Annotated in this window: 14 protein-coding genes; 6 read left to right on the top strand and 8 right to left on the bottom strand. The window is 53.7% G+C overall.

The annotated features are described in order from the left end of the window. Positions 1–130: 130 nt before the first annotated feature. The 4 genes from P40081_RS34240 to P40081_RS34225 all read right to left on the bottom strand — a co-directional run bounded on the left by P40081_RS34240 (position 131) and on the right by P40081_RS34225 (position 5,876). Positions 131–628: a GNAT family N-acetyltransferase gene (locus P40081_RS34240; RefSeq protein WP_042140326.1), complete on the bottom strand. Its 498-nt coding sequence runs from the start codon at positions 626–628 to the stop codon at positions 131–133. A gap of 110 nt (positions 629–738) precedes the next feature. After that, positions 739–1,413 carry a hypothetical protein gene (locus P40081_RS34235; protein ID WP_042140325.1) on the bottom strand — a complete coding sequence of 225 codons (675 nt, stop codon included), beginning with the start codon at positions 1,411–1,413 and terminating at the stop codon, positions 739–741. Between the two features lie 231 nt (positions 1,414–1,644). After that, positions 1,645–2,739: a response regulator gene (locus P40081_RS34230; protein WP_042140324.1), complete on the bottom strand. Its 1,095-nt coding sequence runs from the start codon at positions 2,737–2,739 to the stop codon at positions 1,645–1,647. 11 nt (positions 2,740–2,750) lie between these two features. Next, positions 2,751–5,876, bottom strand: a complete 3,126-nt coding sequence (locus P40081_RS34225; protein ID WP_042140323.1) for an ATP-binding protein — start codon at positions 5,874–5,876, stop codon at positions 2,751–2,753. Positions 5,877–6,096: 220 nt separating this feature from the next. On the opposite strand from P40081_RS34225, the gene P40081_RS34220 reads away from it, so the two are divergent. Next, positions 6,097–6,732: a TVP38/TMEM64 family protein gene (locus tag P40081_RS34220; protein ID WP_042140322.1), complete on the top strand. Its 636-nt coding sequence runs from the start codon at positions 6,097–6,099 to the stop codon at positions 6,730–6,732. Here P40081_RS34220 and P40081_RS34215 read toward each other — a convergent pair. Then, the gene (locus tag P40081_RS34215) at positions 6,718–8,229 is read right to left on the bottom strand and encodes an aminotransferase class V-fold PLP-dependent enzyme (protein WP_042140321.1); all 1,512 of its coding nucleotides are present in this window, start codon (positions 8,227–8,229) and stop codon (positions 6,718–6,720) included. The genes P40081_RS34220 and P40081_RS34215 overlap by 15 nt on opposite strands. A 170-nt stretch (positions 8,230–8,399) precedes the next feature. Then, positions 8,400–8,876 carry a DsrE/DsrF/DrsH-like family protein gene (locus tag P40081_RS34210; protein WP_042140320.1) on the bottom strand — a complete coding sequence of 159 codons (477 nt, stop codon included), beginning with the start codon at positions 8,874–8,876 and terminating at the stop codon, positions 8,400–8,402. Positions 8,877–9,004: 128 nt separating this feature from the next. Here P40081_RS34210 and P40081_RS34205 point away from each other — a divergent pair, with 128 nt between their 5' ends. The 5 genes from P40081_RS34205 (at position 9,005) to P40081_RS34185 (ending at position 13,616) form a co-directional block, all read left to right on the top strand. Beyond that, positions 9,005–9,733: a response regulator transcription factor gene (locus P40081_RS34205; protein WP_042140319.1), complete on the top strand. Its 729-nt coding sequence runs from the start codon at positions 9,005–9,007 to the stop codon at positions 9,731–9,733. After that, positions 9,723–10,811: a sensor histidine kinase gene (locus P40081_RS34200; RefSeq protein WP_052422148.1), complete on the top strand. Its 1,089-nt coding sequence runs from the start codon at positions 9,723–9,725 to the stop codon at positions 10,809–10,811. Before P40081_RS34205 ends, P40081_RS34200 begins: the two co-directional genes overlap by 11 nt. Positions 10,812–10,883: 72 nt before the next feature. After that, entirely contained in the window at positions 10,884–11,762 is an 879-nt protein-coding gene (locus tag P40081_RS34195; protein ID WP_042140318.1) for an ABC transporter ATP-binding protein, read from the top strand. Continuing rightward, positions 11,759–13,357, top strand: a complete 1,599-nt coding sequence (locus P40081_RS34190; protein ID WP_042140317.1) for a hypothetical protein — start codon at positions 11,759–11,761, stop codon at positions 13,355–13,357. The genes P40081_RS34195 and P40081_RS34190 overlap by 4 nt, the downstream gene beginning before the upstream one ends. 34 nt (positions 13,358–13,391) lie before the next feature. After that, positions 13,392–13,616, top strand: a complete 225-nt coding sequence (locus tag P40081_RS34185) for a hypothetical protein (RefSeq protein ID WP_042140316.1) — start codon at positions 13,392–13,394, stop codon at positions 13,614–13,616. Positions 13,617–13,628: 12 nt separating this feature from the next. On the opposite strand, the gene P40081_RS34180 is transcribed toward P40081_RS34185, so the two are convergent. Then, a complete protein-coding gene (locus tag P40081_RS34180; protein WP_042140315.1) occupies positions 13,629–14,513 on the bottom strand; it encodes a helix-turn-helix domain-containing protein in 885 nt (294 codons plus the stop codon). Between the two features lie 156 nt (positions 14,514–14,669). Beyond that, the gene (locus P40081_RS34175; RefSeq protein ID WP_042140314.1) at positions 14,670–14,993 is read right to left on the bottom strand and encodes a hypothetical protein; all 324 of its coding nucleotides are present in this window, start codon (positions 14,991–14,993) and stop codon (positions 14,670–14,672) included. Positions 14,994–15,047 lie beyond the last annotated feature (54 nt).

Here is a 15,047-nt window from a genome sequence, read left to right as displayed (position 1 = left end):
ACGGATAGAGGGCTGCGATCTTAGGATCGCGGCTTTTTGCCAATATTATCGTGGCGGTAGTTCCGGCATTCTAAATATAAAGACAGCCGGATCACTCCTGAACATGGGCTGACCGGCTGTTCTGCTGTAACTATTCGTATCTGTATTCCTGTCGCAGGATAGACATGATCTGCAGCGATTCGAAGCCTTCCTCAGTCCGTACACACTCGCGTAAGGTGCCTTCCAGTTTAAAGCCGGCCCCTTCATAGACATGCTGTGCTCTGGCGTTATAATCTTTGACGTCCAGCCACAGCCGGTGAGTATCTGTATGGGTGAAGACCCAGTTGGTCAGCAGCTTCAGTGTCATTGTTCCATAGCCGCAGCCCTTGGTCTGGATGACAATCCGCTGGATACAGACCGTGAGATTACGGTCCTGAATTCCTGTAAGGATCACGTAACCGGCCCGTTCCCCGGCTGAGTCTTGAACAATCAGGTGCATAATATCTCCGTCATCCAAAGCTGCTGTGTGCTGATCCCTGCTCCACTGGCCGATGAACCGGCGGTTTAGCTCAGCCCCCTCGGCATCCAGGACAAAGTCGAGATCTTCCAGGGTTGTTGCCCGTAACTTTATAAGTTCTGAATGCAGCATAACAATCCACCTGCTTCCTGAGTATGTATACAGCTATAGTACAGGAAGGAGAGACGGCTGCCAATCTGCAGTGTAATATGAAGCTGGATCTGGATTTGAGGGGTACTCCGCTATGCCAGACGGTTGGTTGACTCCGGGGATGAGAAGACAGATACGGACGGGGAACTGGTAATTTCAACAGGGGCTGGAGTGATCTCTGTAACATCGGGCGAGTATAGATAAAAGCTGTTGCCTGCTTCAGAGGTTCGGATTCTGGTGAATTCATTAGCAAGACTGATGGTCGAGGAGGATGCAAGTGTCTGTTCTCTGACCCGCAGCTTGAAGGTTACCAGCGTCTGGTCTACAGCCGGAATGCAGCTTAGTTTATTGGCCGCTTCGACCTGAATATCGATTCCGCGCATAGTGGTGTTCATTCCGAGATAGATGCTGCCGTCAACCGGGTTCTGGAAGTTGAACTGAAAGATATTATTCACTTCATCGCCGGGAGTATAGTCTGCATCCATATAGACAGACTGCTGCGTGTATTCAGCGTTGTCGAATACCTGACTGTCATATTGCACAATGAAGTTGAAATAGCTGTAGCCTTGGTCATTGGGAGCGAAATCCCGCAAAAGGACTTGCACGGTTACTTCATCACCGGGTAAATAGGCGCTTTTATCCGTGGTAACTTCTACGGACATCGCAGGAGCCGTACTATCTGCAGTAACCTCACGAATCATCGACATCATAAGCGGCAGCAATCGGGTAGTTTTGACAACTTTTTTGAATCCGGTCCATGTATTCATTCTTCAACCTCCGTAGCTCTAATCATGCATCCTGTGCCTGAATCAACCTGTGTAAGAACAATGGTAACAATTGTCACTGATAAAACGCTGATAAACGTCGAACTATGACATAAAATATCGAAACGGTGAGCACAAAATATACATATTTGCGCTAAAAAGCAGCCCGGGCAGGAGGAAGGAAGCCGGAGCTGCTTTTTTAGTGTGCTTTAATCTTTGAACATGCTTCAGCACTTATTTACCCAGGCGCTGATAGACCTCCATGAACCATTCCGGCAGGTCATCACCCGTCTCGGCTTTGTAGGAGTCCCTGAATTGGGTGAATTTTCGCTGCGCTCTCAGAGGTTTGCCGATTTCATAATAAATGGAGATCAATTGCAGGGCATAACTCTCATCCAGCGGCTCCAGCTCGGCCAGGCGTACGGCGTAATCTTCAGCTTCATAATGACGTCCGGACTGTATCAGCTCCAGGGCAAGCTGCTCCAGCAGCTTAAGATAGATCCGGCGGTATTTGTCGCGGGAGGAATACACCCAGAGGCTGTCCAGCGATTGCAGCAGATCCCCTGTGTACTGGGCGGCAGCATCACGCATCTCCTCCGGCTGATTGTTCTGCAGTGCAAGCGTGGCTGCCTCCATGAATCTTTCGGTATCGCCTTCGATCCCCCTGGATTCCAGCCGGTAGTTTTCCCTGTCGAAGGTCAGCTCAATACTGTCCCCCAGCGCAGCTTTCTTTAAGGTTTTGCGGATCTGATAGACAGTGGTGTGCAGATATTGCTTGCCCTTCTCATAGTTCCATTGCGGAAACACATCATTCAGAATTACACTTACGCTGCCCTGTCTGTGAATCCATAGATAGGCGAATAATTCCTCCGCCTTATGAGTGCTCCATTTCACGGCGCCCTGCGGACCGGTCAGCTCATAACCGCCAAGAAGCCGGAAGGCCGTTTCCGCACTTCTTGTCCCGGTGGCGCCGGGCAGCATACGCTTGGAGAGTATCTTGTTCCACGTCTTGAGCAGGCGCGGGGGGTCTACGGGCTTCAGCAGATAATCCACCGCCGACAGCTCAAAGGCTTCAACGGCATAATTCCGGTACGCTGTCACGAATACGATATCCGTGTCCGGTGAGAAGGGCAGCAGCTTCTCGGCAAAAGCCAAGCCGGACAGCTCAGGCATCTGGATGTCCAGAAATAGAATGTCGGGCTTATGTTCTACGGCAGCCGTAAAAGCTTCGCGCGGATTATCATACACAAGAACAGAGGAAATGCCGTCACACTGAAGCAGCAGCTCACGCATCTGCTCCAGCGCCGGCCATTCGTCATCAATAACCATTACAGATATACTCAGGAGACCTCATCCTTCCATGGGATTGTTATAAGTACCTCGATGCCCCCGTTGCTCCCGCGTGTAATAACAAGCGGATAGCCGAACTGTGTCAGCAGCCGGCGGTTGATATTCCGCAGGCCGATTCCGGTGCCTTCTCCATGTGGAGAACGGTAGCCCTCGTTCATCCAGGAGGAGAGCTGCTCATCGCTCATTCCCTTACCGTTATCGGTGACGGTGATTAGGATGGCATTACCCTCCTGTCTTGTGGAGAGGATTACGGTCCCTCCATCAATCTTCTCCATCAGTCCGTGGCGGACGGCATTCTCCACGATCGGCTGCACAATCAGCGGCGGCAATGAAAATTCACTGACTTCAATATTATATTGGGCATTAAGCCGCTTCCCGAAACGGGCCTGCTCCAGTGACAGATAAGCCTCAATCAGTTCAAGCTCCTTCTCAAACGGAATCGCCGTTTCCTGATTGCTGAAATCGAAGCTGCCGCGCAGAAAATGGCTCAAATCGTACAGCAAATGCCGGGTTTTCTCATTGTCGCGTGTGCTCATCCAGATGATCGTATTAATGGCATTGTAGAGAAAATGCGGTTTGATCTGCGCGCGCAGCATAGCGATCTCCGAACTTAGCCGGTCGGATACCGATCGTCTCAGCTGAACCAGGGTATTGACGCGTCCCTTGAGATCGCTCCAGGCATAAGGCTTATGGATGAAGTCGTTAGCTCCGGCACGGAAGGCCGCCTCATTGAAGTGAAGCTGCTGCCCGGCTGTGGCCATCAGGATCGGCAGATCCAGCGGCGTGTAAGTCTGGCGGATCCTCCTGCACAGCTCAAGGCCCGACATTCCCGGCATCATGACATCGATGATGCAGAGGTCGAAATCACGGTCCTCTGCAAGCAGGGCCAGTGCGTCCTTGCCGCTGCCCATACTGGAGATCGTATAATTCTCCAGTGACAGCAGGTTGGCCAGCGCCTTCAGATTGGCATAATCGTCATCCACAATCAGAATGCGGGGAGCATAGGGGCCTGCCTGTCCGGTGGAGTGCGTTACCGGAGTGGTTCTGTACTTCCATTCCTCATCCACAGCTTCCGGAGGCGCCTGCACCGGCGTAAGCAGCAGCTGGCGGTCTTCCGGCTCCTCCGTAACGGCTGCGTCAGCCTGCCTGGCGGGGAGTGTGAAGGTGAAGCTGCTTCCGCGGCCAAGCGTGGAGGACACGGTGATCCTTCCCCCGTGCAATTCCACAAGCTTGCGGGTAATGGCCAGCCCCAGCCCCAGTCCGCCAGTCTCCAGCGAATCGGCTTCGTTAACCTGCTCATAATCACGGAAGATGCTCTCCAGCTGTTCCCGGGGAATGCCCCGGCCGGTATCGGTGACCGTTACCGATATGGAATCATCCAGCTGAACGGCCTCAATAATCACGCTGCCGCGATCGGTGAATTTCAGCGCATTGTCCATCAGGTTGTAGAGGATCTGCATCAGCCGCTGCTCATCGGCCTGGACCAGAAACGCACCCGGCGGAATGCGGTTCTTGATGCGGATCTCGCCGTTCTTATTCAGAAACTGGAAGACTTCAATTACAATTTCTGCAACGCCCTGAATATCCACAGCACCCCAGTGCAGGGTGATGCGCTGCCGCTTGATCTGTTCATAATCAAGGATATCCCTGACCAGGAAGGCAAGCCGTCTTCCGGTTCCGAGGATCAGCCGCATATCCTCACGCTGTGAAGGGGTAAGCGGCCCGCCGGCGCCCTCATACATAGACAGTGAGATATTGATGATAGCATTCAGCGGTGTACGCAGTTCGATCGAAGTCTTGAGCAGGAACTCATCCTTGTCCCGGTCCTTGCGTTCGAGCTGAAGGGAGAGCTGCTTGATCGTCTGATAAGCATACGCATGGCGTGCAGACAGGAAGAGGCCCTCGGCAAGGATGAAGATCGGGCCGGATACCGGCGGAATGGCATAAAGTCCCGTGCCCAGGAACAGATTGCCCGCCAGGGAGAAGGTGAACATAATCGCCGCAATCACACCGATCAGCAAATAATAGGAGCCGATCTCACGCCGCCAGGTTGCCTTGGCCATAACATAGAAGGTATAGCAGACCGAAATGAAGCTGAAGACCAGCAGTATACTTGCGATCCGTGAGTAAATAAGGATCGTACTCATCAGTACAATAATGCAGAAGCCGAGCGAATATACGAAGGTGATCCGCCGGAAGAGCCGGGAATAGAGTGCGGGAAACAGGGAATAAGTATAGCTGGATACGAAGTAGAACCCGATTACGCCGGACATGACCTGTAATTTGCTGAAGGCTTCATAGGAAATGGAAGGAAGGTATTGGAACAACAGCTTCTCGCTGTGCGTCAGCATATAAAGAGCGATGGTGAAGCAATACATAGCCAGCTGCAGGGAAGAGTTGTCCTCTTTGCGCTGGAATCCCTGTCCCAGAAAGTAGAAGCTGATAAAAGCAAAACCGGCCACCAGCAAAATATCGTAGGTACTGTTCCGCTGGTCTATGGCCCCTATGGATGAAGGTGTGCCGATCCGGATGGATTCGGCAATGCCGCCGTTCGCATAGGTGAAGTTGGAGGTATGAATAAGGATTTCAGCCTGATTGTCCTTGGCACTGAAAGTAAAGGAATACGGGTTGTTGCGCGGTTCCGTGCTCTGAAGGGATACCCCCGGAAGTCCGCTTTCTCCCAGCAGCTCGCCATTCACGAATACCTGGCTGGCATTACGGATATTGTTCACCTTAAGGGCAAAGGCAGGAACCTCCGGCGGAAGCTGAAGGAGCAGGCGGTAGGTGGCATATCCGTAACGGGAGAACCCGGTAGTCTCAGTGCCCGGACCCCAGGCTCCGGGTACAGCCATATAAGCCGGAGCCTTCGCGGTACCGGAGAGTGTGTCTTGCGGGTCCAGCAGCTGTTGCCAATAGAACTCCCATTCACCGTCCAGCGGGAAGACAGAGGAATCATTAAAGGTACATGCGGACAAATCTATATAACCGTTCTGCCGGCTGGAGCATTTGGAAGAAGAGGTGCCCAGGAGCGGCACCAGTGCGGATGCGGCAAGCAGGCAGATGCACAGCAGGGCGAGCGCTCTTTTGGCCAGCAGACTATAATCAAATGGTTTCATGAAGACCTCACTTCGGGCTGGCTGTTGGTTCGACAAGATAAGAGTATATCCAAGTTAACGCCGACTCTGTTACTAGTTGATTTCATCATATCTCCGGCAGCTTATGCTTGTCTAGTCAGTTGACGTTTTGGCGTCAGGCGGACAGAAGTATTGTATAATTGAAACTCAATGCTATGTATAACGGCAACTATTCCAGAATGTAATGAGGAGAGCTGAGGAAATGTTCTTTTTAGATATAATGTCATGGCTGACCGAGGAGCGGCTGCGGACTCTGCTGGAGCAGTACCGCTCGCTCGGGCCGCTGCCAGGAGTTGGACTTACCTTCATGAAATCATTCGTGCCGCCGCTGCCGACCATTGCGATTGTGGGGCTTAACGGGGCGGTATACGGGTTATGGCTCGGATTCCTGTATTCCTGGATCGGTCTTGTAGCCGGCTGTGTAACTACCTTCCTGATTATCCGTAAAATCGGCAGCCACCGCTACCTGCGCAAATGGGCGGAGCGGCCCAAGGTCGCCAAAAGCATGACCTGGGTCCGCCAGAGCGGGTTCAGCTATGTTTTTCTGCTCAGTCTGTTTCCGGTAGGGCCATTCGTAGTCATTAATATGGCTGCCGGGCTTGCCGCCATGCGTCTTCGTTCCTATCTGATTGCCCTATGCGCCGGCAAAGCCATTATGGTCTTCGCGGTCTCCTACATCGGCAATGATGTGGACCGGTTCATTCGTCATCCGGGAGAGATTGTCTACGTGCTGCTGTTTATCGGAGTGTCGCTCTGGGGGGTTAAGGCGATTGAGTCCAGATTCGCCCGGCTGGCCCGGGAACGGGAATCAAGCAGCAAACCGCTACAGAGAGAATAATTCGCGGATCTCGCCCCCGGGCTCTCCTGTATCCCCGGTGTGAAGCCAGCTGTTGGTGGCAGAATTATAGCGGTAATCGCTGCTCCATTCGCCGATGCGGCTGACGATGGAACGGACGGCGAAGGCCATATGCTCCACCTCCCGGTCCGTCATGACCGGGTGCAGGGACAGGCGGACCCAGCCCGGCTTCAGTGACTGGTCGCCGGCGTGGATCGCCTGGATGAACGCCTGCGAATCCGCAGGGTCCAGTCCGAGCAGCTGATGGCCGTACGGGCCGGCGCAGGAGCAGCCTCCGCGCGCTTGAATGCCGAAGCGGTCATTCAGCAGGCGGACGGCGAGGTTGTAGTGGATCTCCTTCAGTGTGAAGGAGATAATCCCGTGGCGCTCAGTCTGCGCGCCTGCCAGTACGGAGCAGCCTGGAATCTGCGCAAGCTCCGCGAGCAGCTTCCGGCATAGCTCCTGCTCCCGGACCACCATATATTGTCCGGGTCCGTTCATCTGATCCTTCAGTCTGATGCACAGCGCTGTGCGGATAGCCTGCAGGGAACCGGGGGTGCCTCCGTCCTCGCGTACCTCCACGTCAGCAATATAGCGGCGCCCGCCCCAGCGGTTGACCCATACCACGGTGCCTCCGCCGGGTTCATCCGGCACGCTGCCGGTGCTAAGTGCGGCGTCAAAGAGCAGCACTCCGCCGGTTCCGGGGCCGCCGAGGAATTTGTGCGGAGAGAAGAAGATGGCATCCAGCTTCTCCTGCGGAGATACGGGATGCATGTCGATCCGTTCGTAAGGTGCGCTCGCGGCAAAATCGACAAAGCAAATTCCGCCATGCCGGTGCATGACGGCGGCCAGCTGATGGTAGGGTGTCTGGATGCCGGTGACATTGGAGCAGGCTGTGAAGGAGCCGATTTTGAAGCGGCGGTTCCGGTAGCGCAGCAGGAGCTCCTCTAACTGCTTAAGGTCAACCTGCCCGCCCGGCCCGGATGGAACGGTGACCACATCGCCGATGCCCTCCTGCCAGGGCAGCAGATTGGAATGATGCTCCATATGACTCACGAAGATAACCGGGCGTTCCTCCGGCGGGCAGACGTAGTTCTGCTGCAGCCATTCCGGCAGCTTAAGGCCCATGATCCGCTGCAGCTTGTTCACCGCTCCGGTAGTGCCATTGCCGCAGAAGAGCAGCGCATCTCCGGGACCGGCATTCACATGCTGCCGGATGATCTGCCGGGCTTCATTATAAGCCAGGGTCATCGTTAGCCCTGTGGTATTGGAATCAGTATGCGGATTGCTGACATAGGGGCCGAAGCTCTCCTGTATTCTGCGCTCGATCGGCTCGTACAGCCGCCCGCTGGCCGTCCAGTCGGCATACAGCAGCGGCTGCCGGCCGTACGGGGTAGTAATCATATGACGGTTTCCTATGATATGCTCGCGAAAAGCCGCGAAATGCTCCTGCAGTGATGACGGCGCATCTACTGCACCGGCGTGGCGGATACTCAGCACGGATAATCCCTCCAGACAATGAATCTGTTGTCGCGGATACGGAAGGGGACCGTCCTTGGAGGGATGGCGGTACCGTCCTGATAGAAGGACGGCAAATCCGTTTCCGCTTGCCCTCAGTATATGCCCGCGCCCGGAATTAGGTTAAAGCCCATGCCGGACCACAATACTGCTTAGATGAAGAGCTGAATATCGCTCTCCAGTGCGTCCTTCAGGTATGCCGCAGCGTCGATAATCTCCACCTCCGGCAGCAGCTCCTCCGGCTTGAAGCCCATAATTTCCACCGAGAGCTTGCAGGCATAGAACTTGATGTTCTTTTTGCGCGCCCCCTTCAGGAAATGAATCAGCTTCGGCGCCCCCTGATCCTCAATCATCTCCTCCAGCATCAGCTTGCCTAGGCCGCTGAAGTTCATCCGCGAGAGCGGCAGCTGCTCCGGCCCTTTGGGCGTGATAACATCCATCAGCTTCTCGTAGATACTCTTGTCCTCCAGCGTCATTGTCTCCGGGTCCCGGATGAGGAACAGCCCCCAGAATGAGAAGAACATCGTAACCTCCACCTCAATATCCCTTGCGGCATTCGCCAGAATCAGCCCCGCCATGGCTTTGTCATATTCTCCGCTGAACATCAGCAGATTTAATTTTTTACCCATTCGTTAACCCTCCATCAGTATCCATAGAATGTCATTAGTATGGTTGTACGGAGGTAAAGTATGCCTGCCCGGCGAATACAGCATACAGGTGAGGATTTTCAATATTCTGGATAAAGGCAGGGATAAGGTTGCAGGATGAACACATTTTGCTGGTAGACGACGAAAAAGGGATTCTGACGATGCTTGAGCTGCTGCTCCATAAAGAGGGATTCAGGCATATTTCAACAGCAGCTTCTGGGCAGGAAGCTATGGCGCTGGTCGAAGGCGCTTCCTTCGACCTCATTGTGCTGGATGTGATGCTCCCGGATACAGACGGATTCGGGCTGTGTCAGCAGATCCGCAGGTATACAACGGTTCCGGTGTTATTCCTGACTGCACGCTCGGGCGATTATGATAAATTAATGGGCCTTGGCATCGGAGGAGATGACTACATTACAAAGCCGTTCAACCCGATGGAGGTTGTGGCGAGAATCCGGGCGCAGTTGCGCCGGAAGAATCAGTACGGTGCTCCGGCGGCGCCGGCAGCGCAGGTTATGGACTTCGGTGTGTTTGCTGTGGATAAAAGCGCTGCTGTACTGACCGTACATGGAGTGGATACCCCTTGTCCGGCGAAAGAATACGAACTGCTGGTTTTTCTGTGCGAGCATCCCAATCAGGTGTTCACCGCGCTTCAGTTATATGAACAGGTCTGGGGACAGGCGCTGACAGGAGATGAGAAGACCGTGGTGATTCATATTTCCAGACTTAGAAAAAGACTTGGAGAAGATCCGGCAGATCCCAAATACATAGTGAATTTACGCGGCATCGGCTACAAATTCGTTCCCGCCAGGAAGGCGGCGGCTATTCATGAAGATTAATCTGCGCCAGAGTCTTCGTCTTGTCTTATATCTCATGCTGAGTCTGCCTCTGCTTGCTCTGGTTATAAGTGGCGTTCTAGTCCTTCTAACGGAGCAGATTCTGCCGCACGAGGGGCCAGAACAGGATCTCGCGGTATTGATCAGTTTGCCTGCCATCCTGTTCTGCTTCATGATCGTTGCCGGCTGGACATTAGGGAAGCCGCTGTATTACATTATCCGCAGAATTGACCTTCTGGCAGGTGGAGTATACATCGATCGGGCGGGTGACCGGAAGATCTATACCCGGAGATCGGAGAAGCTGAAGCGGCCGTACCGCTTGTTCAAAGAGCTGATTGTCCAGCTGCAGACATTATCTGGCATACTGGAGAACAGCAAGCAAGAGAGGAGACATCTGGACGAGATGAGGATGGAGTGGGTCGCCGGGATCTCCCATGATCTCAAGACCCCGCTTACTTATATTAAAGGTTATTCTTCGATGATGCTGTCTCCCCAATATGATTGGACGAAGGAAGAAACCATTAAATTTCTGACGGAAATTGAACAAAAGGCCAATCACATGCAGGAGCTTATCGGTGATTTGAATTTATCCTTCAGGCTGGATGAGCAACAGACTCCCCTGCAGCGGGAACGGACGGATTTGGTTGAATTCGTGCGGCGGATTGTGGCAGATGTGACTAATGATCCCCGTGCTGCCCGATATAACCTGACCCTCGAAACCGCAGAGTCCCATATTGAAGCGGAGCTGGACCCGCGGCTTCTTGGGCGGGCGCTGCATAACTTAATCCTCAATGCCATTCTTCATAATCCTCCGGATACCCGTATTAAGATTCTCATTAGGCAGGATGTCCGGCTGGAGATTGTTATTGCAGATGATGGAGCAGGGATGAGCGAGGAGAACGTCAGCCGTTTGTTCGATAAATATTACCGCGGTACCTCCACTGATATCCTGTCGGAAGGAACCGGATTAGGTATGGCGATTGCGCGTCAGCTGGTGCTGGCACACGCAGGAGACATCAGCGTGACAAGCCGTCTTAACGAAGGAACCTCGGTCTGCGTAACGCTGCCGCTGCATAGTTAGGCTGATATTTGTCTGCCGTTTACTCCGATTTTACTTTGGAACCCTACAATAAGAGCAACAGGGGGAATGAGTATGCTGGAGATAGAACAGGTTAGCAAGCAGTACAAGAAGGGGGTCTGGGCACTGCGGGAGATTAGCCTTCAGCTCAGGCCGGGAATTATAGGTTTGCTGGGGCCTAATGGGGCGGGTAAATCAACACTGATGAGGATTCTGGCGACCGTCTCACAACCAACAGCCGGGAAGATCACCTGGAACGGGGCAGATATTCAGAAGAAGCCAGATGAACTTCGCCGGGTCTTGGGATATTTGCCCCAAGACTTTGGCGTATATCCCCATCTGAATCCGCTGGAGTTCCTGGAATACGCAGCCGCATTGAAAGGTCTGGGCGGCCGTCTGATGAGAAGGCGGATTATGGATATTCTGGAGCTGCTGAATCTCCAGCATACCTTGAAGCGCCCAATAGGCAGCTTCTCCGGAGGGATGCGCCAGCGGATCGGCATTGCCCAGGCGCTGCTGAATGATCCAAGCCTGCTGATTATTGACGAACCGACCACAGGTCTGGACCCGGAAGAGCGGATGCGGTTTCGCAGCCTGCTCACAGACTTGTCCGGGGGGCGGATTATAATTCTTTCAACCCATGTAATTTCCGATGTCGAAGCTGTTGCCAGTCAGATTGCCATCCTATCCCGTGGGCAGCTTATGGCCTATTCTGATCCGGCTGTACTTTTAGGCAAGGTGCAAGGGAAGGTATGGTCCGTCCTCATCCCGGATGAAGAATATCAGGTAGGACGTAACGGCTGGCTGATCAGCGGTACGATCCGGCAGGAGAACGGGATGCTGGTGCGCATGGTCTCGGAGGCGCGGCCGCTTCCACAGGCGGTGGAAGCAGCTCCAAGTCTTGAAGAAGCCTACCTGTATGCCAGAGCCATACAGGAGGAGGGTGTAAAGTGAGGATCATCCGGACTATTTCCTATATTGCGCGGGCGGATTTTCTCGAAAGGATCAGACAATACGCATTTCTGGTCATCCTCGGCCTAACCCTGCTGGCGGCTTACTTCTTTGTCCCTCCGGCAGAGGCTGCTTATGTCACTCTGGATCTGGACGGGTACCGGGGGATTTATAATTCAGCCTGGATCGGCGGCTCCGTAGCCATCTCCACCACACTGCTGCTGTCTCTGCTGGGTTTCTATTTGGTTAAGAACAGCATTGAACGGGATGAGACCACCGGAGTCGGACAGATTATAGCTTCCTCCTCCGTGAAGAAGCTATATTATTTGTTCGGCAAATGGATCAGTAACTTCGCTGTTCTGTCCGCTATCACCGTAGCTGTCATGGCAGCCTCGGTAATTATGCAATGGGTCCGGGGAGAGGAACGGGTGATCGAATGGTGGCCGCTTGTATCTCCATTTCTGTTCCTGACGCTGCCATTCATGTCTGTTGTGGCTGCTCTGGCTGTAGGGTTCGAGACAACCCGTATCCTTAAGGGGACGCTGGGTAATGTTCTCTACTTCGTTTTATATCTGCTCTTTACTGCTGGATCGGGTGTTATGCCATTCGGGCCGGATCTCATTATTTCAGCGATGCAGAAGGACCTGATGGCGATCAGTCCGCAATCCTCGGGCTCCTATGGGATGGGAATTCTCTTTCCGGAGAAGCCGCTCCGTCTGTTCGAATGGCAAGGTGTGGACTGGACGTGGCCGCTGCTGTCGCAGCAACTGTCGATTGGGCTAGCAGCCTTTGTGCTGATTGCTGCAGCGTCTATGCTGTTTCATGGATTCAGGGAGACAGGTTACGCTATAAGAAAGCCTAAGAGGGCTGGAACGGGGCTCGCGGATGCGGATAACACAGTGTTTGATTTGCAAAAGGAAATTGGGCACCCCGTTTCCGGGGTGTATGTATCCATGCTGCCGCCTGTAGTCATCAGGGATTCCTTCCTGACCTTAATCCATGCAGAATGGCGCTTAATGATGAAGGACGCCGCTACACTACGCTGGCTTGTCATTGCCTCCGTGCTGTTCATCCTGGGACTCGCGGTTCCGATTTCCGTCTCAGCCGAGTGGAAGATCTGGCCTGCCGTCTGGATCTGGCCGCTGAGGCTCTGGTCCGGACTGGGGAGCCGGGACGCACGCTGCGGGACGCAATACCTTGTAGCTTCGAGCCCGCGTTACGCTACCCGTCAGTTATCCGCGATGTGGATTTCAGGAGTTATGCTTACCTGCATCACGGGAGGAGGTCTGCTCCTGCGAATGCTCCTCGAGGGAGATTGTAAACATATCCTCTATTGGACTGCAGCGGTATTTCTGATTCCCAGTCTGGCCCTCGCATGCGGGGTGTTGACCGGGACAGGCCGTACCTTTGAGCTGGTATACCTGATCATCTGGTACCTCGGTCCGTTCAGCAGAATGCCTTATCTTAACTTTTTGGGCACAAGGAATTCAGAGACTTCTGCGGGTAATCTGCTCATTACGAATATGGTCTATCTATTAATCAGCATGGGCTTGTTAACGGCTGCTTACCTGTCAAGAAGACGGCTGGACCAAGATTAATCACTATTAATCATGAAAAATGGAGGAAATCCACATGAAATCAACATCATTTTCCAGACACATGACCAGAATGGCGTTAATCGGACTAGGTATCGGTCTGGTAATGTTCATACTTACCCAATCCGGAGTGTTTGAGATTCCGATTGTAGTCGGCACAACCTCATACGAGGGAATGGCCTCTTCTCTTCTGCTGCTCACCGGCTTTCCAGTCCTGCTGCTCCTGTTCGGTCTGATCCTTTACGGGGTGCGGAAAAGGTAACACTTTCAAGTGTCAGCTGAAGAACAGCCGGCTGTAATTCAGGCTGCCGTTCCCTGAACGGAAGGCACCCGGTGTCTGTCCGGTAAGCTTATGGAATACCTTAATGAAGTAACTGCCAGAGGAATAGCCGACCTGACCGGCAATGGCTTCGATGCTGCAGTCTGTTGTTCTCAGCAGCTCCACGGCATGCTCAATGCGGACCCGGTTCAAATAGTCATTGGGGGTAACACCCACTGCCTTGCTGAAGGTCCGCAGCAAATGGAATTTCGAGAGGCCCAGCTTCCCGGCGAGCTGCTCCTGGCCGATCATGGAGCTGTAATTCGCTTCGATGAACCGGACGCATTCGCGGATGGCCGGCGGCCAGCCGGCCGCGTCATGCGGACCGCCGGAGGTATGCCTGCCGAGCTCCATCATGAATTGGTGAAGCAGCGAGGAAGCCGAGTAGGGATCGGTAATCCGTCCGGCGTGGGCTTCACGGACGATATCGCGCAGCATGCGGACCGGCGGGCTTCCGGAATCCAGGGCCGGGGTTGCCCCGATTCTGGACTTGATATCATTCCAGAGCGGCAGCAGCGGCTCCGGCCGGAAGAGCAGGAAATAGAACTCCCACGGCTCCGTGCCGCCGGGATGATAATACCGGTGGCTGCCGGGAATCTCAGCCATGAAGGCCTGTCCGGGGCCGATGCTGAAGCTCTCCCCGTCAAGCTCATAGATCCCGCTTCCCGAAACGGTGTACTGGAAGAGCAGCAGCGGACCATCACTGCGCTCCAGGCCGTTCCAGTGATAATCCGGGCTCAGCTCAACCGAATGCCCGGCTGCAAAGAGATTCAGCAGCGGCAGCCGGTCCGGCTCACTGAAGCGGAAGCCGTAGATGCCCAATGCTTTTGTACTGCCCACAGCAACTCCTCCTAAAAAAAGCCCCCATGCGGGAGCTTCAAATTCAAATATAAGAATTTATATGTTACACGCTATAAATTGTCCTTCTATTTCTCGCTGAAACGGATACCGTCCTTCAAAAGGACGGTATCCGTTTCCACTTGAAAGATTAGTGTATTATTCTCTGGTGCTGTCCTGCGGCTCTGCTGCGGACTCAGCCAGACGGGCGTTATCATAACGGCGGGCGGACAGCCAGATGCTTCCGGTAAAGAGCACGATCAGTCCAAGAATAATTCCGAAACGCCAGTCTCCTGCTTTGAAGTTCAACTGGAGAACTGTAAGTACCAATGCCACCTGGGTCCAGACGAGTGTGCGTTTGCGGAAAGCTGTAATATCTCCGGCCATCTTCGGCATGCCGCGGATAATGCGGTAGGCAAGGATGGCCAGGATCAGCGCAAATATAACGGTTCCGGCAATTTCGCCGGTAGTTAATCCATTCATGTTCTCATAATCCTTTCGGGTTAACTTCAGTCTTACCTTTATTATAACGAACGA

The organism is Paenibacillus sp. FSL P4-0081, assembly GCF_000758565.1.
In the GTDB taxonomy this organism is placed as follows: Bacteria; Bacillota; Bacilli; order Paenibacillales; family Paenibacillaceae; genus Paenibacillus_AQ; species Paenibacillus_AQ phytohabitans.
The sequence above is the reverse complement of the archived record's forward strand: the minus strand, read 5'-3'. Positions and strand labels throughout refer to the sequence as shown.